The 21,796-nt window shown below is 51.2% G+C and carries 17 protein-coding genes; 5 read left to right on the top strand and 12 right to left on the bottom strand.

What is annotated here, in order from left to right; translation table 11 throughout:
* Nucleotides 1-108: 108 nt before the first annotated feature.
* The 5 genes from abc-f to AC3WRW_RS06840 form a co-directional block, all read right to left on the bottom strand.
* Complete coding sequence (gene abc-f, locus AC3WRW_RS06860; RefSeq protein WP_492545596.1) at nucleotides 109-2,136, bottom strand: ribosomal protection-like ABC-F family protein; 2,028 nt, start codon at nucleotides 2,134-2,136, stop codon at nucleotides 109-111.
* 109 nt (nucleotides 2,137-2,245) lie between these two features.
* A complete protein-coding gene (locus AC3WRW_RS06855) occupies nucleotides 2,246-2,341 on the bottom strand; it encodes an RAxF-45 family protein (protein ID WP_492545729.1) in 96 nt (31 codons plus the stop codon).
* A 129-nt stretch (nucleotides 2,342-2,470) separates the two neighbouring features.
* Entirely contained in the window at nucleotides 2,471-3,232 is a 762-nt protein-coding gene (locus AC3WRW_RS06850) for a TSUP family transporter (protein ID WP_492545595.1), read from the bottom strand.
* 795 nt (nucleotides 3,233-4,027) lie between these two features.
* The gene (locus AC3WRW_RS06845; protein ID WP_492545594.1) at nucleotides 4,028-4,861 is read right to left on the bottom strand and encodes an alkaline phosphatase family protein; all 834 of its coding nucleotides are present in this window, start codon (nucleotides 4,859-4,861) and stop codon (nucleotides 4,028-4,030) included.
* Nucleotides 4,862-4,885: 24 nt separating this feature from the next.
* A complete protein-coding gene (locus tag AC3WRW_RS06840) occupies nucleotides 4,886-6,727 on the bottom strand; it encodes a glycoside hydrolase family 35 protein (RefSeq protein ID WP_492545593.1) in 1,842 nt (613 codons plus the stop codon).
* A gap of 167 nt (nucleotides 6,728-6,894) precedes the next feature.
* On the opposite strand from AC3WRW_RS06840, the gene AC3WRW_RS06835 reads away from it, so the two are divergent.
* Nucleotides 6,895-7,824: an AraC family transcriptional regulator gene (locus tag AC3WRW_RS06835; protein WP_492545592.1), complete on the top strand. Its 930-nt coding sequence runs from the start codon at nucleotides 6,895-6,897 to the stop codon at nucleotides 7,822-7,824.
* Here AC3WRW_RS06835 and AC3WRW_RS06830 read toward each other — a convergent pair.
* The 6 genes from AC3WRW_RS06830 to AC3WRW_RS06805 all read right to left on the bottom strand — a co-directional run bounded on the left by AC3WRW_RS06830 (nucleotide 7,815) and on the right by AC3WRW_RS06805 (nucleotide 16,594).
* Nucleotides 7,815-10,103, bottom strand: a complete 2,289-nt coding sequence (locus tag AC3WRW_RS06830) for a helix-turn-helix domain-containing protein (RefSeq protein WP_492545591.1) — start codon at nucleotides 10,101-10,103, stop codon at nucleotides 7,815-7,817. The genes AC3WRW_RS06835 and AC3WRW_RS06830 overlap by 10 nt on opposite strands.
* Nucleotides 10,104-10,280: 177 nt before the next feature.
* The gene (locus tag AC3WRW_RS06825) at nucleotides 10,281-11,159 is read right to left on the bottom strand and encodes a carbohydrate ABC transporter permease (RefSeq protein WP_492545590.1); all 879 of its coding nucleotides are present in this window, start codon (nucleotides 11,157-11,159) and stop codon (nucleotides 10,281-10,283) included.
* 13 nt (nucleotides 11,160-11,172) lie between these two features.
* On the bottom strand, nucleotides 11,173-12,090 hold the full coding sequence (locus AC3WRW_RS06820) for an ABC transporter permease (RefSeq protein WP_492545589.1): 918 nt from the start codon (nucleotides 12,088-12,090) through the stop codon (nucleotides 11,173-11,175).
* A gap of 65 nt (nucleotides 12,091-12,155) precedes the next feature.
* Complete coding sequence (locus AC3WRW_RS06815) at nucleotides 12,156-13,802, bottom strand: type 2 periplasmic-binding domain-containing protein (protein WP_492545588.1); 1,647 nt, start codon at nucleotides 13,800-13,802, stop codon at nucleotides 12,156-12,158.
* Between the two features lie 281 nt (nucleotides 13,803-14,083).
* Nucleotides 14,084-14,854, bottom strand: coding sequence for a DeoR/GlpR family DNA-binding transcription regulator (locus AC3WRW_RS06810; RefSeq protein WP_492545587.1), 771 nt, complete (start codon nucleotides 14,852-14,854; stop codon nucleotides 14,084-14,086).
* Between the two features lie 87 nt (nucleotides 14,855-14,941).
* Nucleotides 14,942-16,594, bottom strand: a complete 1,653-nt coding sequence (locus AC3WRW_RS06805; RefSeq protein WP_492545586.1) for a DUF4091 domain-containing protein — start codon at nucleotides 16,592-16,594, stop codon at nucleotides 14,942-14,944.
* A 236-nt stretch (nucleotides 16,595-16,830) separates the two neighbouring features.
* Between AC3WRW_RS06805 and AC3WRW_RS06800 the strand changes: the two genes are divergently transcribed.
* The 4 genes from AC3WRW_RS06800 to AC3WRW_RS06785 all read left to right on the top strand — a co-directional run bounded on the left by AC3WRW_RS06800 (nucleotide 16,831) and on the right by AC3WRW_RS06785 (nucleotide 20,843).
* On the top strand, nucleotides 16,831-17,781 hold the full coding sequence (locus tag AC3WRW_RS06800) for a metallophosphoesterase family protein (protein WP_492545585.1): 951 nt from the start codon (nucleotides 16,831-16,833) through the stop codon (nucleotides 17,779-17,781).
* Nucleotides 17,782-17,811: 30 nt separating this feature from the next.
* Complete coding sequence (locus tag AC3WRW_RS06795; RefSeq protein WP_492545584.1) at nucleotides 17,812-18,666, top strand: DMT family transporter; 855 nt, start codon at nucleotides 17,812-17,814, stop codon at nucleotides 18,664-18,666.
* Nucleotides 18,667-18,733: 67 nt separating this feature from the next.
* On the top strand, nucleotides 18,734-19,327 hold the full coding sequence (locus tag AC3WRW_RS06790) for a TetR/AcrR family transcriptional regulator (protein ID WP_492545583.1): 594 nt from the start codon (nucleotides 18,734-18,736) through the stop codon (nucleotides 19,325-19,327).
* A gap of 67 nt (nucleotides 19,328-19,394) precedes the next feature.
* The gene (locus AC3WRW_RS06785; RefSeq protein WP_492545728.1) at nucleotides 19,395-20,843 is read left to right on the top strand and encodes an MFS transporter; all 1,449 of its coding nucleotides are present in this window, start codon (nucleotides 19,395-19,397) and stop codon (nucleotides 20,841-20,843) included.
* A 63-nt stretch (nucleotides 20,844-20,906) separates the two neighbouring features.
* On the opposite strand, the gene AC3WRW_RS06780 is transcribed toward AC3WRW_RS06785, so the two are convergent.
* A complete protein-coding gene (locus AC3WRW_RS06780; RefSeq protein WP_492545582.1) occupies nucleotides 20,907-21,431 on the bottom strand; it encodes a YhcN/YlaJ family sporulation lipoprotein in 525 nt (174 codons plus the stop codon).
* Nucleotides 21,432-21,796: the final 365 nt, after the last annotated feature.

Below are 21,796 nucleotides of genomic sequence, written 5' to 3'. Positions count from 1 at the left end.
TAGGTACCATGAACTCGGCAAAAGTAAGCTATACAACAAAATAGAGGATCACAGTTCCCTCTCCTCTGCCAATTCATAGCAAAAAGGGAGCCCATGGCCCCCCTTGTACTATTCCTCCGTCAGCAGCATCCATTCTGCGTACAGCTGATCCAACTCCGCCTGCACCGCTTCGCGCTCCGTCCAAAGCCGGCTCAGCTCATCCGCCGCGGCAAGCTCCAGCGCCTGATCCAGCCCGCTGAGCCGCGCTTCCTCCTCCGCGATTCGCTTCTCCAGCTTCTCCTGCGCGAACGCAGCCGAGCTGCGAGACCTCCCGCGCGAAGCCGCCCCTGCTCCCGCATCCGCTCTTGCCCCTGCTCCCGCATTCGCTCTTGCCCCTGCTCCCGCATCCGCTCTTACCCCTGCTACAGCATTCGCTCTTGCCCCTGCTCCCGCATCCGCTCTTACCCCTGCTCTCGCATCCGCTCTTGTTCCCGCATCGGCCCTCGCTCCCGCTGCCTGCGACGCACGCAGCTGAGCGCTCTTCGCTTTGTATTCATCAAATCCGCCCAAATAAACGGTGATCCGCCCTTGATGCAGCTCCCATATTTTCTGGGCCAGCCGGTTCATAAAATAACGGTCATGCGTCACCGCGAGCACCGTTCCAGGAAACTCCTCGAGCGCTTCCTCCAACGCCTCCCTTGAGGCGATGTCCATATGATTCGTCGGCTCATCCAAAATGAGCAGGTTCGGCTTGCGAAGCACAAGCAGCGCCAGCCGCAGCCGTGTCCACTCCCCGCCGGAGAGCGAGCTGACCGGCTTGAATACGTCGGCGCCGTAAAACAAATAAGCGGCGAGCCTTCCCCTTGCCTCTCCTTCTTCCATCCGGGCTTCCTCACAGAAGTAGGCCAGGACCGACTTCTTCCGGTCCTCCGGGTACTCCTGCTGCGCCAAGTAGCCAATGTCTACGCGTGCGCCAATTTCCAGCTCGCCTCTGTCAGGGAGCACCTCGCCCAGCAGCATTTTGAGCAGCGTCGTTTTCCCTGAACCGTTATGCCCCAGAAGCATCACTTTCTCGCCATACTCCAGCAAGCCGTTTGCCTGTTGAAGCAGCACTTTATTCCCATACCGCTTACTTACGTCCTCGAACGCAATCACGCGCTTACCGGAGCGGTCTTCCACCTTCAGCCCGAACTCCGCCGCTTTCGGATCAAGGACCGGGCGCTTCAGTTTCTCCATCCGATCCAGCGCTTTCTGCATGGATGCAGCCCGGCGGAAGAACTTCTCGTTTCCACCGATACGCCCCCATTCCGTCAGCTGCTTGATCGTCTCCTTCATCTTCTTGATGACCTTCTGCTGTTCTTGGTAATCCGCGAATTGCTGCAGCAGCCGGACTTCTTTCTCCTTCATGTATCCCGAATAAGCAGTCAAATAGGTTGACGACTCCCCGTCTTCCAACTCCACAATCTTAGTGACGACACGATCCAAAAAGTAACGGTCATGAGACACAATCAAGCACGCGCCTTCATACTGGGTCAAGTACTCCTCCAACCATTCCACGCCAACTAAATCGAGATGATTCGTCGGCTCGTCGAGCAGCAGCAAATCCGGCTTGCCAACCAACTGGGAAGCGAGCGCAATCTTGGTCTTCTCTCCACCGGACAGCGAGTCGAAGCTCCGTCCGTACATCTCCCGGGCTATGCCGAGCCCGCTTGCCACCTGGTCAATTCTGGCATCCAGCTCATAGCCGCCTTCCCGCTCGAAGCGCTCCTGCAGCTGCGCATACCGCCCCAACAGCTGATCGAGCTGACCAGCCGCCGCCGACTCCGACTCCGACATGCGCTGCTCCAGCTCCGTCATCGCGGCCCGGCACTCCAGAAGCTCCGCCAAACTAGCCGCAAGCACATCGTACACCGTGCCGTTCTCCCATTCGGTCGGGATTTGGGCTAAATAGCCGATTCGCGTATCTTTGCGCACAGTCAGCTGCCCTTCGTCCGGCTTTTCCATTTTGGAAATGAGCCGCAGCAGGGTCGATTTGCCGCTGCCGTTTCTTCCGACCAAACCGATTCGTTCGCCATGATGAATTTCAAAAGTAACATCTTCAAGCACCAACTGGGCGCCGTGGTATTTCTTTATATTTTGACCGTTTATAATTAACATCGTTAAGGATCCTCCTAGGTTATGAAAGACCCTAACCTGAACATCCTGAGCATAGCAAAAAAGGCCGCAGGAAAATTCCTACGACCTTTGCGGATAGCTCCGATTGAGGCTAAGGTAGGTGTCTTTGCGTGAGTTGTGAAACCGTATATGCAAATTTGGACAGACTTCTCCCGTTGTTGGCTGCTGCATGAACGATGCCAGCCATCGCGATAGGTAACTGGCTCACACGGTTGTTCACAAACTCTCGATTCATCCTACCTTCACCTCCTTTTCATCATATATATAAAATACTACCATAACCGACGGTCAATTCGCAATCCAAGGCCTTCATCCCTTAAAATAAATCCCATAGCTGCTTGCCAATAAGAAGGATGCAAACGGTAAGAAATAAAGGCCGAACATACGCCGAACCTTTGCGGATCGCCATGCGCGAACCTAACAAGGAACCGCAGATCATTGCGATGCCCATCGGAATTCCAATTCCGTAGTTGATGGAGCCGAGCGCCATGAACGTAGCCAAGCTCGCTACATTGCTTCCAAAATTCAGCACCTTGGCGTTCCCTGCCGCTTTCACAAAATCAAAGCCCAGCATAAGAAAAACGAATATCAGAAAGGAACCCGTACCGGGTCCGAAAAAACCATCATAAAAACCTAATCCGAAAGCGGCACTCCCCATTAGCAGAGCTGTTTTGGTGGAGTACTGGCGGAACGTCGAGCGGTCTCCCCAGTTTTTCCGAAAAATCGTATAGACAGTAATGAGAATCAGCATAACGACGACCATCGGCCTCAAAAAGTCCGAAGGAATTTGCCGCAGCACCGATGTTCCGCAAACGGCTCCCAGCAATGACAACAAGAACAGGCCCTTCACTGCTTTGATATCAATGTTGCCTGATCGCATAAAGGAAATCGTGCTGGTCAGCGACGACATCGTTCCCGCCAGTTTGTTCGTTCCCAAAGCCATCGCCGGAGGCATGCCCGTTGCAAGCAGAACAGGAAGCGCGATTAGTCCCCCACCTCCCACGACAGAATCAACATATGCCGCCAAAAATCCGCCTACGATGACGAACAACAACATTTCTAGGCTCAAGTGTACCATGATAAATATGACTCCCTCTTCCAGCTCAAATTCTCCTACACCATTCTTGCTTCCATCGTGAGAAACAGGATCGGTATGGTGCAGCTATCGGTTTTTTCAGTTACTACTCATTTTCGCATGATGCATCCGTTCAGGCAAGGAAATACAGTAGCAAGGAAGTTGTCCTTGCGCAGGAAGGTGCATCGGCTCACTGGCGGGACGCGCGGGAGTGCCTTTCTGCTTCTAAAAGCGTAAGCCTGGCGATGCCATCTTATCTATATTGTACTTTGTGCAATATTATGGCTATGTTTAGGCCTCCGCGCTCCTATATGTTGTACTCTGTACAACGTTTTAGGCTGAGAACCGTTGGTTTGAGGCTATTCGGGCTAAAATCATTGTATTTTATACAATGAAGGGCTGAAATGTAGGGCGCGGACCGCCATTATGTTGTACAAAATACAACTTAGAGGCGGGAGAGAGGTGTCATGGGAGGCTCCGTGGCGCGTTCGGCATAAGTTAGGCGATGCAAATAAGCATTACAGCAAGGGTCGGGGACTCGATAGGGTATTCCCGGAAGCGTTAAGCTTGTTTCACAGTGCTATCGAGGACAGTGGGGCGGTTCTGCATAGAGTAGACGGTGCAAGTCAGCATTACAGCAAGGGTTCGGGGACTCGATAGGTAAGTAGGCGGTGCAAGTCAGCATTACAGCAAGGGGTCGGGGACATGATAGGGTATCCCCGGAAGCGTTAAGCTTGTTTCACAGCATAATCAGCAAAAAAAGACAGCCCGATGATGATCATCGAGCTGTCCTGTAATCTATGTCAGCAAGCCAGCCGGCACCTTGGCATCCCAATCGCGCGGGACCGGCAGGCCAAGCGCATGAAGCGCGACCGCTGCCGTGTCCATGATGGACAAGCCCGACAAGTCGGCTTCGGGGCTAACGCCAGGCCCGCGGCAGCCCCATAAAATGGTCATATCCTGCGGTGCGTCACTCCCGTGATTGAAAGCGTCCAACCCGCCGCCGCCATGATCCGTTGTAATGATGAGAAGGCTGTCTTCCAGCATCCCCGCTTCTAGCAGAGCTCTGCCGATCTCGCCGATCTGTTGGTCAGACCGCGTAATGGCTTTCAAATATTCCACGGAGCCGTCCCCATACCCATGCCGGTGGCCGGCGGCATCCACATCGTCCAGCTGAACGAACAGCAGCTCAAGCCCGGGATGCGAACGGAGGTAGTCTCCGATAGCAGGAACCAGCGCTTCATCCGGCGCAGCGTATTTTTCCATCCCCTGAATCTCTTCAATAACGCCGGTTATAATCGGCTTCCATGAGACGAATGCGGCCATTGTGCTGTCAGGCCGCGCTTCCTTCAAGATCTGGAATATCGACGGTGTCGGCGAGCCCGCCGGATAGTTCCTGTTCTGCTGAATGTGCACATGGGACTCATGCCGCTGCGGCGTTACCCCATGCAGAAGCGATCCCCAGCACTCTCCGCTGTTGGAAGGATAGGCCGTGCGAGCCTGGCTCGTTTGCGCCCCTCCCGCAAGCAGCACATCCATATAAGGGGTATCGGCCTCGCGGATGAATGTCCCCGCACCGTCAATCCCTAGGATGATGACCCTTTTAACAGCCTTTTTTGACGTCGATGCCATGTCAGTCAGTCCCCCGCTTCCTGTTTAGCCTAAGTCCGGCGCATCCGTCAATGCAATAACCGGCTTCTCGGTACGATGCAGCTCGAAGACGACGATTTCATTGCTGCCCTTCCGCAGTAACGGCGCCGGCAAATACAACGTACGCTGCGGGCCTTTTTCCCAATAACGCCCAAGATTAAAGCCATTGATCCACACAACGCCCTTGGACCAGCCGTCCAAACGAACGAAGGTGTCTCCAGCCTCTTCGACGATAAATTCCCCGCGGTAGAACGTAGGGCGCTCCTGATCCTGATCTTGACTTTGACTTTGACTTTGACTTTGATCTTGGTCTTGATTTTGACTTTGATCTTGATCCTGCCCCTGACCCGCACTCGCCGCCGAACCCACAAACGGAATCGCGCCAATATTGTCCAGCGGCAGCGGATAAATCGTCCAATCAAACAAAAATTGATTGTTAAAGCGCACGCCCTCAGTAATGCCTTTGAAGTCCTTCAATTTCGGCCCGTAGTTAACACGGCCCATGTTCTCGACTACGATGTCCAGCTTTGCCCCTTGGGCAGGAATGTCCAACGGGAGAGGACGCGGGTCCCAGCGCTCTACGGTGCCTTGATAGACGCCGTCCAAGAAAACTTGGGCGCGGTCATGCACCTCTTGCAAGTGCAGCTTTTCGCCGGTTCGCGGGCCAGATACGTGTGTCGAATAGACGATGAAGCCGTAGTTTTGGCCAACCATCTCCATCGGTTCCGGGCAGATGCGCTTAACAGGCACGGAAAGCTGCTCAAGCTGCCCAAGCAAATCTGCTTTTTCCGTTAGCGAGACGAGGCCGTAGCTTTTCTTCGGAATAGGCGCAGGAAATGCCGGGAACTCCTTCTCGTCTTTCTCCAGATAGCGCGCGATGACACTGCGGACGGCGCGATACTTCTCCGTTTCATCCCCACACTCCGATAGGGGTGAATCGTAGTCATAGCTGGTAATCGTCGCTTCGTACTTGTCGCCAAAGTTCGCTCCGTTGTAGAAGCCAAAGTTGGTTCCGCCGTGAAACATGTAGAAATTCACGGAAGCGCCGGCGCGCAGCATGCGGTCGAAGACATCCGCGACATCGCCGGCATCGCGGGTGTGGTGGGGCTTCAGCCAGTGATCGAACCAGCCGTTCCAATACTCCATGCACATAAGCGGTTCGTCTGCACGATACTCGCGGAATTTCTCGAACGCCTCCTCCGGTCTCGAGCCGAAGTTGACGGTCGCCAGCGTGCCGGGAACCGTCCCGCCTTGCAGCATGCCATCCTCCGGACCGTCCGATGTAAACAGCAGAACATCCACGCCGCGCTTGATCAGCCCATCGCGCAAATACGATAAATACGCCGTGTCATTGCCGTAGCTGCCGTACTCGTTTTCGATTTGCATGGCGATAATCGGACCGCCGTTTGTGCTTTGCAGCGGAGTTAATCTTGGGATCAGCTCATCATAGTAGCGGTCTACTTTTTGCAAATACGCGCCTTCCATGCACCGAAGCTTCATATACGAATACTGCAGCAGCCAAGCCGGCAATCCGCCGAATTCCCACTCCGCACAGATGTAAGGGCTTGGCCGGACGATCACATGCAGCCCGAGCTTGCCAGCCAACGTAATGAAGCGCTCAACGTCAGCAAGTCCTTCAAAGTTAAATTCATTTTCCTGCGGTTCATGCAAATTCCAAGGCACATACGTTTCTACGGTGTTAAAGCCGCACGCTTTGAGCTTCAGCAGCCGGTCCTCCCAATATTCAGGAACCACGCGAAAATAATGAATGGCTCCTGATAAAATTTGAAATGGCTCTCCATCTAATAGAAATTGCTTATCTTTGGCTTCTAAAATGGCCACGTTCATCCCTCCGGATTATGAGTGCTATGGATTCATGTTTTGAAACAATCTACCTTCATCATCGCTGAAAGGGGTTCCATTCTCCATCGCCAAATGGATCATTTTCTATACCAAATGTGCCATTTCCCATGGTATGATGAAACAAATGCGAGCACGAACGGGAGGAACAACTTGTGGAACAACGGTCGGAGGATTTATATCGTTTCCCTAATATTATTAATACGCTTCAGGTGATAGGATGCCATTTCGGGTTGAAACCCCCAGGTTGGCATTTCCCCCGGCATCATCACCATTTGTTTGAGCTTCTGTTCTGTGTGGAAGGCGAAGTCGTTCATGAAATCAACCGCGATACCGTGACGATGCGCAAAGGGGACTGGCTGCTGATCAAATCCGGCGTCAGGCATCAATCCTCCAACATCGCCTCCACGGACTATGGCTTCTTTAATGTGCATTTCGACCTGGACGACCCCGAGATTCGCAGCCTGCTTTCCGCTATGCCCTACCGGCTTATCCGGCACAAGCAAGCCGAGCCAAGCAAGCTCAGCTTCTATGTAAGCGAGCTGGAGGCCGTCATGCACCGCCATCATGCCGAACACCGCGAAGCGGAAGCACCGCCGGAGCCCTCCCTCCTGCGCTTCGAGGATAAGCTGCTGCTCCAGTCTTATACGCTGCTCATCATTCACGATGTGCTTCAGCTGTTTCGCGAGCACGGGACAGCTAGCGGGCATCGCGCAGCACCCGATAAAGATCCCTCGCTCTTCACGGCCGATATCGCGCACATGATCGAAGAGAAGCTCTCGCTCGGTCTATGCGAGGAGGCGACCGTGACGGGGGTTGCGAAGGAGATGAACCTCAGCCGCAGCCAGTGCAGCAAGCTGTTCGCCAAGGTGTACGGGCTGTCTCCCCGCCAGTACGTCAGCCAGCAGAAGCTGAAGCTGGCCAAGGAGCTGCTCGTCACGACCCATCTGCCGATGACGGACATCGCGGAGAAGCTGGGCTTCCATTCGGCCAGCCACTTCTCACGGCAATTCCGGCGCTGGACCGGCCAATCGCCGAGCGAATTCAAGCCGAGGCACCATGCCCAAAAAGACGATCATAGCTGATCGCCTTTTCTGAACTGCCCCGGTGTAATTCCCTCATAGCGCTTGAACACACGAATGAAGGTGTTGCTATTGGAAAACCCGACCTTTTGCGTAATATCCGTGATCGTGTCATCGGTTTCCATCATCAGCTTTTTGGCTAACCCGACGCGCTGCTTGTTGACGTAATCGATGAACGTCTCCCCGGACTGCTCTTTGATGAAACGGGACAAATACGGCGCATTCACATCAAACTTCAGCGACAGCGACGTCAGGCTCAAATCCATATCCGCCAAATGCTCGTCAATATAGCTCAGCACATGATCCTTCAGATTCGTATTGTGACTTTTCTTCTTGGAGTCGACGTAATCGCAGACGGTTTTTAAAAACTTATAAATTTCATTTTCAATTTCCGCGAACGATTCGCACTGCGTCAGCTCCTTGATTAACGCATGCTTTTCAACAGCCAGCTCGTTCGGTCCTTGATCCAGATGCTCAATCGCTTTCAAAATCGTGCCGATTAGCTCAAACATGAGCAGCTTGCCCAACTGCAGCGACAGCGTGCCGTCCGACACATTCGTAACGATCAGCTCGCTGACTGCCTCCATGGCCTCCTCGTACTGCCCTGTCCGGATATGATTGATGAGCTGGCGCTCCATATCGAGCGGATAATACAGCTCGTTCTTCGGCCGTTTGATCCGGTCAAACGGAATGATCTGGCTCGGACCGATGACAAATTTGTACTCCAGCGCTTCCAGCGCCTCATCAAATCCATACGGAATCCCCGTCAGCGTCGGATGAATATCGCTGATGCCGATCGTCAGCTGAATATAAAATTTCCCCTGAATAATCCCCTGCGCCTCTTGCGCAACGTCTATTAAATCCTGCTTGCCCTGAGCTTCATCCTCATGCTGAATATTGACGAGAAAAGCGATCATCCCGTCCACTTCCGTCGTAAAGACCGTGTGCTTGCGCCCGATCAGCTCTTCCGTAATGTTCGTCACAATGTAGTAGACATACTGCAGCTTGGACTCGGCATCGCGCGAGGAGCTGTCACTAAATAAAGGCGCATAATCGCCGATATGAAAAAGCAAGACCGCGAAACGGTTCGTTTGGAATCGCAAATCGAACGATTCCATGGCTTGGGCCAGTGCGGAACCGCTTTCCACTCTCCCCTTAAGCAGCCGCGCCAGAAAATGGCTGCGCAGCACATTTTGCTGCTTCTGAATCGTCGTGTTCGCCGTATCCTGAAAGGCAGCGTTCTCCGACATGAAGGATTGCAGCAGCAGGAACTCGTCTTTAATGCCCTGCATGTTCGATTTCACCTTGGGAGACACGAGATCCACCATGCGGCGAATCGGCATATAATGCCTGCGCGTCAACCAGACGGACATCGGCCCCCCGACGAAAATACATAGAAATAAGCCCGCATAAATCCATGAGCGCAACTGGCTAACTTTGGCCGAATAAATTTTCGTAGGCACGATGGAGACATATTTCCACTCATTTTCAACGGAGGAAACGTAGGAAACCGTCACTTCTTCCTTGTCCCATTGCTGACTGAACGAGCCTTCCGCCGCTGATGAAATCCGTGCAAAATCAAGCTCGGCAACGTGCCCAGACTCGCCCGCGATCATGATCGGCTTATTAGCCGAATCCAGAATCAGCACAATGCCGGCTTGGGCCAGCTGAATGTTCGAGATTGCGGCTTTCAAGCGCTCCGCATTCAGCATGACCACCAGTGTCGCCGGCGCTTCGTCGGCATTTTGGATAGGCAGAGACTGCATGTACACCATATCGTCTTCGGCTAATTGCAGAAAATTACCGAAGTAGATCTTTTCCATGCTGTCGCTCCACTTTTTAAAAGTCAGCCCTTTATTATTTTCGTGCAGTAATTGGAAAAGAAGCTCATCTTGATTCATCGTCGAGGTAGTTACAGCGAAATGCTGCTTTTTCATATACACATATAAATCGTTGATATCTCCGTTGGAAGCGGCATAGGAACGCAGTGACGTAATAAGGTCAAGCGTGTCCAGTTTAACTTGGGAACTTGTATAGTCCGATTGATTCACATATTTAATAACTTTAGGGTCCAAAGAGAGCTGAAGCCCCATCCGTTTAATATCCTTAAATTGATTATCCAGGGATTGCTTCACCTGATTGAGCAGTGCTTTATTGGATCGGATCACTTCCGAGTTCAATAAAAGCTGCGATTGAAAAAGCACCAACATCGTGATGACAATGGGGATACAAAGAATGGTTAAGTTCGAATACAGCCAAAAAAGATATACGCTCCGTTTCATCAAGAGGCCCTCCCTACTACTCGTGCTGTATGCGAATTATCCCATCTTTTACCGCTTATGTACATCTACGATTTTTGCAGCATCATCTTTTTTTAGCGTTTTCCCGCCCCAAAGCACCAAAACCCAAATATCCCGCCCTCTTTTCGAACAATCAAAAAGAGAACAGGCCCTGGGAAGTTATTCTTTGATCGCGCCAACCATAACGCCTTTCACAAAATATTTTTGCAAAAAAGGATAGGCAATCAGAATCGGTAAGGTCGCAACCATAATGGTTGCATATTTAATGCTTTCTCCAATCGCTTGCGTATCGTTCGCGTTACCCGTTCCGGTGGTCATGGAATCCGTGCTGTTCTGTACGAGAATCTCGCGAAGAATGAGCTGCAGCGGAAATTTATCCCGGTCATGCAGGAAGAGCATCGCATTAAACCAAGAATTCCAGTGCGCAACCCCATAGTACAGCACCATGACGGCCATAACCGGCATCGACAGCGGCACTACGATCTGGAACAAAATACGCCATTCCCCTGCGCCGTCAATCTTGGCGGATTCCATCAGCCCCTCGGGGATCGCTTCGAACGAAGTCCGCATAATGATCAAGTTCCAGGTGGAGATGGCCACCGGCACAATAAGCGCAAGGTAGCTGTTGCCCATGTGCAGGTAATTGTTGATTAACAGGTAGGTCGGAATCAAGCCGCCGCTGAAATACATCGTGAAGACAATGCTGATCATCAGGAACTTGCGCAGAACGAATTTTCTGGACAGGGCGTACGCGCCAAGCGTTGTAAAGAACAAATTCACCGCCGTACCCAGAATTAAGATCAAGAGGGTATTGCCATACCCGGTCAAAATGTTCGGGTTCGCGATCACTTTCTCAAAAGCGGTTAAGTTAAATCCCAGCGGCTTAAGAAGCGGTCCTGTATGCTGGATTAACAAATTCGAGTCGCTGATAGAGGCCATGAACACGTAGTAGAACGGATAAAGCGTACAAATGATAAGCAATATCATTAGAATCGCATTACCTATATCGAATAGACGCTCAGATGCGCTTAATTTCATCGTTAGTTTCCTCCTACCACAACCGGCTGCCCGAGAATCGGCGGGATATGCTGTTAGCGCTAATAAGCAAAATAAAGTTGATCATCGATTGGAACAGCCCTACAGCCGTCGTATAGCTGTAATCGTTCCCTTGAGCAAGCCCTTCCCGGTAAACAAAGGAGGAAATGACATCGGCCGTTTCATACGTATTCGGATTGTAGAGCAGGACGATTTTCTCAAAACCGACCTCCATCAAGCCGCCGATCCGCAGAATCAGCAGAATCATGATCGTTGGAATAAGTCCTGGAAGCGTTACGCTCCAGATTTGGCGGAATCTGCCCGCCCCGTCAACACGAACGGCTTCATATAGTTCCGGATTGATTCCGCTAAGCGCAGCCAAGTAAATAATGGACGACCAGCCGAGTTCCTGCCAAACCGATGTGGAAACGAAAATAGTGCGGAAATTATCGGCATTGTTCATCAGCGCTGAATCCTGTCCGCCAAAGAACACAATGATCGAATTCACGATACCGCCACGGTTCGTAAAATCAATAATCAACCCTGAGATAACGACGATCGAGATAAAATGCGGCAAATAGGAAACCGTCTGCACGATCGATTTGAACACCTTCTGACGAAGCTCGTTCAGCAGGATCGCAAGAATAATCGGCGCCGGGAAACCGAAAATCAAATTATAAAAGCTAATCAAGAACGTATTGCGCAGCACGCGAACAAAATAATAGCTTTGAAAGAAATCTTTGAAATGCGCAAAGCCTACCCAATCGCTGCCCCAAATCCCTTTCGCCGGGCTGAAATCCTTGAAGGCAATCACAGCGCCATACATCGGGAAATATTTAAAAATGAAGAAGTACAGCACAACCGGAAGTACCATCAGGTAGATTGCGCGATTTTTTCTGATGTCGTCGAGTAAAACCCGAATGGAATTCGCCATGTTCTCACTTCCTTACTTATGTGGTGAATAGGGGGAGACGGCGCTCCCCCCGCTAAAGCTATGAATTAACGTTTGTTATAACGGTCCGTCGCTGTTTGATAAATCTCAACCGCACGGTCAATGTTCATCTTTTTCACTTGTTCAATCGTTTTATCGTAATCTTCCACTTTCGCAGCGCCCATGACCACTTTCGTAATTTGCTCCGTCAACAGAGTGCTTACATCGTTCAGGATCTTCGCAGACTCTTTTGCTTCATCCGTAGAGAGAACAACTGGCGGCAGCATCACTTTATAAGCGTTGTTCGCATATTTGGCATACAGCTTAACCGCATCTTTTTGAGCTTGCAATTGATAGTACTGGTCGTTGTAACGGTCATCATCCAAACCGGAGAAGCCGTAGTTGGCAATAAAATATTTGGCCATGGCTTGAGAAATCGGCAAGTTGTCCGGGTTTTTCAAAATCAAGTCCGTGTACTTCGGCTGTCCGTCAACTTTCGTGTACGTTTGGCCTTCCACACCGAAGTTTTTGAGCATAGCGCCCTCGTCACTATACAGGTAGTCGATCGCTTTTACCGTTTCTGCCGCATGTTTATTCGTGCTTGTAATAACGGTTCCGATATTGTCGTACTCCCATGACGCTTGGACGAATTTAGGCTCGTCGCCTTTTTTCAGAACCGGATATTGCACAGCAGCGAGCTTCGCTTTCGGATCTGTTTTTTGCAGCGCCGGCGTGTACGTCCCGATGCTTCCGCCGATGAAGCCGTAGAAAGCTCCCGCTTTCCCTGATGTGATTTTCGCATCCATCGTTTTCGTGTCATTGGAAGCGAAGTCCGGATCGATCAAGCCTTCTTTGTACCATTTTTGCATCGTCGTCAAATATTGCTTAAACTCCGGCTGCGTAGGGCCGAACTTCACTTTGCCGCCATCGATATAGAAGGAGCTCGCATTGGCAATCGTTGACATGCCGGCAACGCCGTATGCGCCTGCGAAGTCAGCGAATGAAAGCGGATAGCTTTTGTTTAGTGTGAAAGGAATTACGCCTTTCTTCTCTTTGAAAGCTCTTAGCACGGTTTCCCACTCATCGATCGTTTCCGGCGCTTGCAAACCAAGCTCTTCAAGCCAATCCTGGCGGATGACCATCCCGCTGAACGTTTTGTACTGGCCGTATTGACCGACCTTTAAGTGAGGCAGCACGTAAATATCGCCGTTGTCCGCTTTGATTTGTTTGGCGATTTGCGGATTAGCGTCCAAGATTTTTTTCAAATTCGGCGCATTTTTTTCGATCAGGTCATTCAATTTAATGATCGTGCCGTCTTTGAACATTTTGGACGTACCGCCCTGCACGCTGTTCCAGTTCCACAGCATCGAATCCGGCAGGTTATTGGAAGCAACCATAACACCGTACTGCTGAACATCGTCCTGCGGCGTATTTCCGGATGAATGTTGGAAGTCGAAGGTGACATTCGTCTTTTTCGCCCATTCTTGCACCATCGGAAGTTCATTTAAGCTTTTGACGACTGCTTTCGCATTCGGATTCATCGGAGTCCATAGCGTCACTTTCACCGGATCTTTGGAAACGGATGAAGTTGCGGCTGGAGCTGTGCTGCCGTTTGCTTCTTTCGTTGTGCTTGAATTGCCGCAAGCGGTCACTAAGGATAGTACGAGCACGGAGGCAAGTACAGGAAGCACTTTGAATGCTTGATTTCTTTTCATAGAAACACTCCCCTTGATGATTATGGATGAATTGGCGCTAACGCCGTAAGCGGATTAGCCCTGTGAATGAAGCATACATGCCGCAGAGGGGTGCCGTATATCGCTTATTTTTCAGTCGTATTGTTTTCTTAAGAAAGGGCATCGCTTCTATTTGCAGCATCCTCATTTTATGAGAATTCCCATATAGATAAAGGAAAAAACGCTCCCTCGCCGCTTCATGCAAGCGGTTCGGCAGCGATTCTCCGTGTTTGCCTTGATTAGATTTGCCTTGACTATATCTGTTACTCGCCGATCAGCACTTCAATGCCCAGCCCTTCGAGCGTATCAATCCATTCCTTCGGACAACCGCTATCTGTGATCAGCATCGAAATTTCGTCCAGCTTGGCCACTCGGGCGAAAGTCGACATGCCGAATTTGGAGTGGTCCGCAACCAGAATGGACTCCTCCGCCCGCTGCATCATTTTCCGCGAAATAACCGCTTCAGCCAAATGAAAGTCTGTGATTCCATCGACAAGCGAAATGCCGCCGACCGAAATAAACGCTTTATTCACCTTGAATTGATCCAGCATTTGATCCGTAAGCACGCCGGTCGCCGCTTTGTATTCCAGATTCACTTCCCCGCCAATGAAAATAATTCGCCCGCTAAACAGCTCCATGGCGAGATTAAGCACAGGGACAGAGTGGGTGATCAAAGTTACATTCGTATGATCCTTCAGGTAGGGCAAGATCTCCAGCGTCGTCGTGCTGTTATCCAGCATGATCGTTTCGCCGTCCTGCACGATAGAAGCAGCCGCCCTGCCGATCGCCGCTTTCTCGCTCTTCATCATTTGCGTCCGTCTCAGAAAAGGCGGCTCGACCAGTTCCATGCGCATTTTGACAGCGCCACCGTACACCTTGCGCAGCTTGCCTTCCTTCTCCAAGCGATCCAGATCCCGCCGGATCGTTTCCGTAGAAACGCTGAGGAGCTCGGACAAATGAAGAACCTGCACTTTCCCTTCCATCTCCAAATGGTTCAGAATCTTCATTCTGCGATCCTCGAATGTTAACGACATAAATAACCTCCTGCCTATGACCGATGATAGCAACATTGTGATGTTTCATGTTGTTTTCATCTAGTGTATAAGCAGGAGGTTGCCCTGTCAACGCGAGGCGATGAGGAGATTGATCTTCTCGCGCTTCTGCATGATCCACTCCGGATCATGCGGATATTCACTGAAGGTTAGCGGCGTGTCGAGATCCTCTTCGATGAGCGCAAGTGTACTCTCGCGGCCAATGAGGCTCTCCAGCTTTTCAAGCGCCCTCAAGTCTTGCAAAGCTTCATAAAATACGAGCATCCGAATGGATTCAATTGGCCCCTCCTCGCCGGGATAGACAAGGAAAGCGTCTCCGGAAGGAAAAGCCCGGTCGGCGTCCGTCTGGACGAAGGGATTCAGCATTTTGCGCGCATATTGGGAATACCAGAAGTTATACCCCCAGTGAAGGAAGCCTTTGATATTAAATTTGTACAGCTGGCAGCCAATGATCCGGTTGCGCTCGGAAGGGAAGACAAAAAAGCGGTTGGATACTTGCTTATACTGCGCGCAGCAATAGTAAGTCCATAGATTATCTACGCCGCGGCTAATGAATTCATCAATATGATTATTGGCTACAACAGGCGTGTTTATGAGGCCATGCGCATAAAATTCATAATCGGACAGCGCATCGAACGTCGGATAATTGCCAAGGAACTTGCTGATCTGGCTGGCCGCCTTTCGATACGAGTCCAACTGATCTAAAGTCGGTTCATCCGATACATGGAAAAATACGCGATCTCCAAGCCCGCGCTCCTGAATAAACCGATCCAGTTCAGGCAGCAAGGCTTCAAGGAACGTTCCGTATGCCTCTCCCGATGCGTCGGTTTCCCAGCCGAAAATTCGCTTCAGCTGTTCCTGCTCTGTCGCCATAATTTTGGGAGCGAACTGCGCTCCCCACTGCGTGAATAAATGAGAGAACTCATAGTATTGAACCCCGCAGCGTTCACCCAGCGCAATCCATCTCTCCAGCAATGTAAAATCAAAGCGGTACGCCTGCTCATCCCGCTCCACGCCCACTAGCTGCACAGTGGTTCGCTCGCCGCCAACCTCCGTATCCAGAGGAGGCGTAAAAAGCGGCGTTAACAGCATGTTTACGCCTTGTTTCACCGCCGTACGGACATACTGCTCGATTCGTCTCCAGTGTTCCTCGCTAAAAACGTCCACTTGATAATGGTTCGCCAAGCAATCCGTATGAAACCATTCGGTTCGGATTAGCTTTTGCTGCGGCAAAGAAGCGTTTAAGACCTGCAAATGAATGCGCTGCGAGCCGACTTGAGCGCCGTCCGCTGCGATTAGCGCAATATCAATTGGATATAAACCTTCTTCCGGCTCGGCGTGTTCCCGCAAATCCACCGTCACCCAGAAAGAGCCCCAGCATTTGGGGAGCACAATCTCGCCGCCATCCTCCAGCGGCAGCAAGGGATCCGGATACAAGCCTGGCTGTTCGCTGAGCAGGTATCCGTCATGATCTCCAAACATGGTAAGCTCACTCGGAGCGAGTCCTACTTTTCTGACGGTCATGCAAGCGGCCAAAGGTGAAGCGATCTCCAGGCGCAATCCTTTGACCAATTGCTCGGACCGGTAAGCCACTTGAAACGAGTACACCTCGTTCTTGAGCATCGTCGCTCTTTCAAGGGTATAGCGGGAGTCGGGCTCCTGATGAGCGATCACTTTGGCTATTGAGTTCAAGCAGCGCAGTTCAAACTTCGCATCTGACACGGGTGTCGTCTCCCTTCTTATATAACAAAATCAAGTCATATCTTAAAGGTATGAGAATTGTGCCGGATCGTAAATCTACTTTTTTTAACGCCATGTTCATTTCTTGTGATTGGGGGAGACGAAAATTGCGCATTGACAGTTCTGGAGAACCGGATATACAATGGTCAACAAACAACAAAATTTTAATATAAAACCACATGAAAACAACAACCCTAAACCCATGGAGGACTCTATCTATGCAGCGTCAATTATTTTTTCGTGAAGACCGTACCTTTACGATCACCCAATTTACAGATTTGCATTGGAAAGACAGCAGCACTCTCGATCTTCAGACGAGAAAGCTGATGGAAGAGGTGTTGGAGGCCGAACAGCCTGATCTTGTCGTATTCACAGGCGACGTCATTTACACCGGATACGTGACGCTGGGCGAGCCTGTCTGCGAACAGCCGCTGGAGGCGTTTCGGGAAGCCGTCCGCGCCGTGGAATCCCGCGGCATTCCGTGGGCGGTCGTATTCGGCAATCACGATACCGAATCCGTGATTTCGCGCGAGGAGCTTATGCAGTCCGTGCTCCAGTATCCGCACACGGTCACACAGCGCGGCTCTCGCGATATCAACGGAGTGGGCAATTTTACGTTGTCCGTTCAGGATGCCAATGGGCGAGACGCCCTTGCCCTGTATTTTTTTGACTCGGGCAATCTCTCCCCCGTGCCGCATATCAAAGGCTACGATTGGATTCGCAGCGATCAAATCGCTTGGTACAAGGAAGCTTCAAGAACGCTCGGCTCTGCCAATGGAGGACAGCCGTTGCCTGCGCTCGCTTTCTTCCATATACCGCTGCCGGAATACCAGCAGGTCTGGTATACCGCGACGTGCTATGGCAATAAGCTCGAAAATGTGTGCTGCGCCCCCGTCAACTCGGGCCTATTCGCAGCCATGGCGGAGATGGGCGATGTGATGGGCACGTTCTGCGGCCACGATCACATCAACGATTTCTGGGGCGAGCTGCACGGCATCCGGCTTTGCTACGGCCGGGCAACCGGCTACAATACATACGGCCAAGAAGGCTTCCCTCGCGGCGCGCGGATGATCCGGCTTCGCCAAGGCGAGCGCAGTTTCGACACTTGGCTGCGGCTGGCGGACGGCACCGTTGTGAGCGAGCAGCCCGAGCATACGCCGGGCGTTTAATTTGAACTCATTTTGTTTGGAGATGATGGCTTGGTTATCGTTTCAATCTTACTTGTCCTAGCTTCCGGCTTAACCCATGCCATTTGGAGCTTATTCACCAAAAGCAGCCGCAACAAAAGCGTTTTCCTGTGGTCGATTATCATGGTCACCACCGTGATCCTGCTTCCTTTTCTGATTAGAGAATTATGGCTTCATCCCTTATCCTTGGCTTCTTACGGACTTCTATTGTTGTCTGCGGCTTTGCAGAGCGTCTACGCTCTACTGTTATCACGCACCTACAATATGGGGGATCTGTCGCAAATCTATCCGATTATGCGGGGCACCAGCACTTTATTCATTCCTATTGTCGGCGTTGTGTTCCTGAGGGAATCCTTATCCGTATACGGCTGGCTCGGGCTTCTCTGCATGGTCGTCGGCTTCGTTTCTCTTAGCGGCATCTTCACCGGCAAAAAAGCAGCCTCAACCGCATCCATCAAACCGTTCCTGATGGCCCTTTGCGTAGGCTTATGCACGACCTGCTATGTCTTCGTCGATAAATTGAATCTCCAGCATATTTCGGCCATCTCCTTGCTCGAAGTGACGAATATCGGGTTCGTTGCGGCGCTGACGCCCATCGTCATCGCTTCCAAGCAGCTGCGCATGGAATGGAAGCTGAACAGCCGCATTATTTTGCTCGGAGCTATCCTCAATCCCGGATCGTATTTATTGTTTCTTTTCGCCATGAAATATGCGCCTGTCGCCCATATCTCGCCGATCCGGGAAATCGGAACCGTATTTGCTACCATCCTTGGCATTGTCATCCTCAAAGAAAAGCAAGGCAAGCTGCGGATCATGTGCTCTATTTTAATAACAATGGGTATCTTGCTGATCGGATTCTTTGGTTGACTTTCATTTGTATGGGGTTTATGATGATGTCAGTGAGCACTGACATTGATTCGGAAGAGGGATTGCCATGGACGCTACCGGCAGCAAGCTTGGCAGCAGCGATAAACTGCTGTTATCTGCACTTCATTTAATCGCGGAGAAAGGCTATAACGGAGTAACCACCTTCGAAATCGCCACCGCGGCAGGCCTCAGCGAGAAAACTTTATTCCGCCATTTCGGCAGCAAGCAGAAGCTGCTTGAAGCTGCTTTTGACCGCTATCACTACGCCGAAGAAATGAAGAAGCTGTTTGCCGAGAAGCTGGTATGGGATCTTGAGCAAGACCTGCTTCTCGTTAGCAGAACGTATCATGAGATCATGAACCGCAACCGGAAAATGATTCAGATCTCGCTCAAAGACGACGGGCAGCTGCCCGGGTTCCGCGAGCGCACGCAAAAGCATCCCCAGCAGTTATTGGAATTTCTAACCGATTATTTCACGACTATGGCAGAGAAGGGCAAAATGATTCCCGACAACCCGGAGCTTCACGCCTTCTCCTTTATGATGATGCAATTCGGGGCGTTCATTAACGATCTCGACAGCCGTACGAATTACTCCAGCATCGCTTTAGAGCCATTTGTGCTAGAGAGCGTTAAAATTTTTGCTAGGGCGCTGCAGCCCTAGTTTTTTTACTCCCTATATGTCAGTCAGTACTGACAGTCAGACTAAAAAAGGAAGTGATTAGCGCATGATGAACGCAATGCCGAATTCAGCCGGGGCTGACGCCCAGCCTCAGCAAAACGGCCATCATAAATTAATGCGTGTTTTGATGTTCACACTGACCATTTCCATGATGACCGGTGTGATGTTCAACATCGCGCTACCTAAGATCAGCATGCAGTTTTCCCTTAGCCTTTCGCAAGTGAGCTGGCTCTCCTCCGCTTACATTCTGATCTACGCGATTGGCTCCGTCACCTATGGGAAGCTGGCAGACCGCTACACGCTTAAAAGCATCGTCACTTTCGGTCTGCTCGTATTCGCTGCCGGGTCTCTCATCGGGCTGACTTCGCAAACGTTCGCCATGGCCCTCACGGGCAGATGTTTGCAAGCTGCAGGAGCTGCGGTCATTCCCGCAATTTCGATGATCATCCCTATGCGCTATTTCGCTCCCGAACGCAGAGGAGCTGCGCTGGGCATGACCGCTGTAGGTCTTGCTTTCGGCAATGCCCTTGGCCCTGTTGTCGCGGCTTTAATCGTAAGCACCGTTCATTGGCGATGGCTGTTTGCTGTGCCTCTGCTTGTTTTGACGGTTCTTCCTCTCTACCGCAACTATTTGAAAGAAGAACAGCCCGGGACCGCGGGCACCTTCGACTGGCTTGGCGGCATGCTGTTGGCCGTCACGATTGCCTTGCTTTTGATGAGCGTTTCGAACGGGTTGTGGCTGTTCCTTGGCGCCCTGCTCGCTTTAGGCTTATTCATTGCCCGAATCAGCAAGGCGAAGGAGCCGTTTATTGCCCCGAAGCTGTTTCGCAATACGAAGTATACGCTCGGGTTGACCATCTCCTTCCTCGTTAACGGCACCTGCTGCTCGCTGTATGTGCTCAGCCCGCTGCTGTTAGCCGACGTTCAGAAGCTGCCTTCCCTTTGGATCGGCTTGATGATGGTCCCTGCAGCTGCTGCGGCGGCTATATTCGGGCGCAAAGGCGGTAAGCTCGCGGATGCCAGAGGCAACGCCTTTGTCGCTTATTTGGCTGCCGGCCTACTGGTCAGCTGCTTTATGCTGCTCTCCACGTTCACCGGCGGATCTCCGCTGCTCATCGCCGCTTTTCTCATTCTGGGCAACGTGGGACAGTCCTTCCTGGTCATCGCCGTTTCCAACTCCGTGTCGAGAACGCTGCAGCCGGAACAAGCAGGCGTCGGCATGGGCATGCTCGCCATGGTCAACTTCATTGCGCAAGGCATCGCGATCGGGATCTACAGCAAAGCCGTTGACCTTGGAAGTGTCAGCCATATTTCAGGCTGGAATCCGCTGTACCACTATGCTGTAGGCTCTATTTTCAGCAATATTAGCCTTGTGCTCGCGGCTTTGCAATTGGTGATTTTGATTGTGTTCTTTTTTACGTTTGGCGGAAGACGCCGCGTTAACCCTGCCACTAAGGTGGCTTCTGTTTCTGGAACCTTCAAAGAATCCTTGCGTTGAACCGGCATTTTGAACGTAGAAGAAGCCGCTCCATCCCGAGCGGCTTCTTTCGTGTTTCTGCTATTAACGTGCGTTTGGAAAAACGCGTCTCACCGTCTCCGTAAATTCCTGGAAGAATCCGCTGATTGGATGGCCTGCCCGTACATCGGTTACGTATTTGTTCACGCGGTCCACAAATTCCGGATTGGTGGAAACATATACTTTTTGAATATTGGGATCTGTCGCTTTGACTTGCTGGGCGATTTGATGTTCCATGTCAGCCGTAATCTGACCTTGATTGGCATTTGTTACGGCAGCAACATACGCATTATTTCCTGTCACAAGCACATTGGCTTGCTTCACGCCGTTTAACTTAACAATCTGATCCGACGCCTGTTTGGCGATTTGAATGCGATTATCCGCAGCCGTAGTTGCCAGAGGCCTGACCTGGTTATGTTGATTATGCTGGTTTTGCTGCATTTGAACACTTTGCTGCTTGACCTGATCTTTTGCTTTATTCGCACAACCCGTGGAGAGAATCGTCAAAACGCCTACAGTTATCACGATTCCTGCAGTGGCAAGCTTCTTTTTCATCTGCATTGGACTCATAGCACCTCCGAAAATAAGCTGCCCTTAATATGCTCACTATCATCGTTTTCATTCTTAATTATTAATTGGATAGTTGGGGGACCCTATATGTAAGGATGTAAACGTAGCCCGCGGCCAAGTCTTGGTCTAAAACAATCTCTTTGTCTTACCCCGTTTCGGTTAAAAGAGTCCTATGTCTCGTCGCGTTTCGGACACAACGGCCGTTATATTAACGATAAGCGTCATGTCTCTCTGCTGGCGGACACTAGCGTCCTTATTTGCCAATTCCGGAGAGAAATCAGTCTCCTAGTGAGCAAGTAACAGCGCAGGTGTCCGTTACATGTGCGAAGAGGTTCTTTTCCATCGAATAAGAGCTTCTCAGTCCG

This window comes from Paenibacillus sp. FW126-R14, assembly GCF_058789495.1.
This window is presented reverse-complemented; position numbering and strand designations above follow the sequence as displayed.